Source organism: Aliiroseovarius sp. F20344, from assembly GCF_023016155.1.
Lineage (GTDB): Bacteria > Pseudomonadota > Alphaproteobacteria > Rhodobacterales > Rhodobacteraceae > Aliiroseovarius.
In genome coordinates, this window is record NZ_JALKBG010000007.1 from 1 (window position 1) to 2500 (window position 2500).

The window sequence follows — 2500 nt, forward strand, 5'->3', positions numbered from 1 at the left end:
TTCCCCCCCTGAACGCAGAACGCCGCCGGCATTTCTGCTCGGCGGCGTTTTGTTTGTTTTTATCATCGTTTAGAGAGGATACGTTTTCTTGCTCTTTATTAGGTTTGGCGGTGACCTACTCTCCCACACCTTAAGATGCAGTACCATTGGCGCAACCGTGCTTAACGGCCGAGTTCGGGAAGGGATCGGGTGTTTCACTGGTGCTGTGACCACCAAACCGAATAAAGAGCAATTTCCAAGTCAAGTGCTACTGTGATGTATGCTTTTGATTATCCGTAGAGATCTAACTTCTACTGGATCAAATCAAGCCTATCGGACCATTAGTACCAGTCAGCTGAACGTGTTACCACGCTTACACCTCTGGCCTATCGACGAGGTAGTCTTCCTCGGTCCTCAGGGATACCTTGTTTTGAGGGGGGCTTCCCGCTTAGATGCCTTCAGCGGTTATCCTGTCCGTTCATAGCTACCCAGCACTACCGTTGGCACGATAACTGGTCCACCAGTGGAACGTTCACCCCGGTCCTCTCGTACTAGGGGCAACTCCTCTCAAGTATCCTACACCCACGGCAGATAGGGACCGAACTGTCTCACGACGTTCTAAACCCAGCTCACGTACCTCTTTAAACGGCGAACAGCCGTACCCTTGGGACCTGCTCCAGCCCCAGGATGAGATGAGCCGACATCGAGGTGCCAAACACTGCCGTCGATATGGACTCTTGGGCAGTATCAGCCTGTTATCCCCGGCGTACCTTTTATCCGTTGAGCGATGGCCCTTCCACTCGGGACCACCGGATCACTATGGCCGTCTTTCGACTCTGCTCGACTTGTCAGTCTCGCAGTCAGGCTGGCTTCTGCCATTGCACTCAACGAGCGATTTCCGACCGCTCTGAGCCAACCTTCGCGCGCCTCCGTTACTCTTTAGGAGGCGACCGCCCCAGTCAAACTACCCGCCACACAGGGTCCCGGATCCGGATAACGGACCGCGGTTAGACATCAAACAGAACAAGGGTGGTATCTCAAAGGAGGCTCCCCAAAAACTGGCGTCTCTGGTTCAAAGCCTACCACCTATTCTGCACATGTTGTGTCTGATGCCAATGTGAAGCTGTAGTAAAGGTGCACGGGGTCTTTCCGTCTAACCGCGGGAAGCCTGCATCTTGACAGGCAATTCAATTTCGCTGAGTCGATGTTGGAGACAGCGGGGAAGTCGTTACGCCATTCGTGCAGGTCGGAACTTACCCGACAAGGAATTTCGCTACCTTAGGACCGTTATAGTTACGGCCGCCGTTTACCTGGGCTTCAATTCGGAGCTTGCACTCCTCCTTTTAACCTTCAGGCACCGGGCAGGCGTCAGACCCTATACGTCGTCTTGCGACTTCGCAGAGCCCTGTGTTTTTAGTAAACAGTCGCCACCCCCTAGTTTGTGCCCCCAGTCAATACTTGCGTAGAAACTGGGCCTCCTTCTCGCGAACTTACGGAGGTATTTTGCCGAGTTCCTTCAACATCGTTCTCTCAAGCGCCTTGGTATACTCTACCTATCCACCTGTGTCGGTTTAGGGTACGGTCTTACAGGAGGGCTATTTCCAGGAACCTCTTAGCAGCCCATTCAATCCGATAAGGATGAACTACCTTCGAGATCCGTCACCACTCCACGGCCCAGGAATATTAACCTGGTTCCCATCGCCTACGCCTTTCGGCCTCGGCTTAGGGGCCGGCTTACCCTGCTCAGATTAGCTTTAAGCAGGAACCCTTGGATTTTCGGCGAGGGGGTCTCTCACCCCCTTTGTCGCTACTCATGTCATCATTCTCACTAGTGATCTCTCCACGGGATCGCTCACACGCCCGCTTCATCGAAAGCTCCTATCCTCAAAGGATCTGCGAACAGATCTAATGAGGAATGGAACTATGTCACACTACGCTCTGCTACCGCGTACACATAAGTGCACACCCTAAGCTTCGGCTCATGGCTTGAGCCCCGGTACATCTTCGCCGCAAGACAACTTATTTAGACCAGTGAGCTGTTACGCTATCTTTAAAGGATGGCTGCTTCTAAGCCAACCTCCTGGTTGTTTTGGTCGTCTCACCTGCTTTCCCACTTAGCCATGAATTAGGGGCCTTAGCTGTAGGTCAGGGTTGTTTCCCTCTCCACAACGGACGTTAGCATCCGCTGTGTGTCTGCCATATAGTACTTCCCGGTATTCGGAGTTTGATTAGGATCAGTAAGGCTGTATGCCCCCATTACCCATTCAGTGCTCTACCCCCGGGAGTATTCGTATGACGCTCTACCTAAATAGATTTCGCAGAGAACCAGCTATCTCCGAGTTTGATTGGCCTTTCACCCCTAGGCACAGCTCATCCCGATCTTTTTCAACAGATGTGGGTTCGGTCCTCCAGTGCGTGTTACCGCACCTTCAACCTGGCCATGCCTAGATCACTCGGTTTCGGGTCTGATCCACCTAACTCATTCGCCCTATTAAGACTCGCTTTCGCTGCGCCTACACCT

2 rRNA genes (1 of these 2 cut by a window edge) are annotated in these 2500 nt (G+C 52.7%); both read right to left on the bottom strand.

What is annotated here, in order from left to right:
• Positions 1-102: 102 nt before the first annotated feature.
• A 5S ribosomal RNA gene (gene rrf / locus MWU55_RS08905) occupies positions 103-217 on the bottom strand.
• An 82-nt stretch (positions 218-299) separates the two neighbouring features.
• Positions 300-2500 (bottom strand): 23S ribosomal RNA (locus tag MWU55_RS08910); it runs 635 nt beyond the window's last position.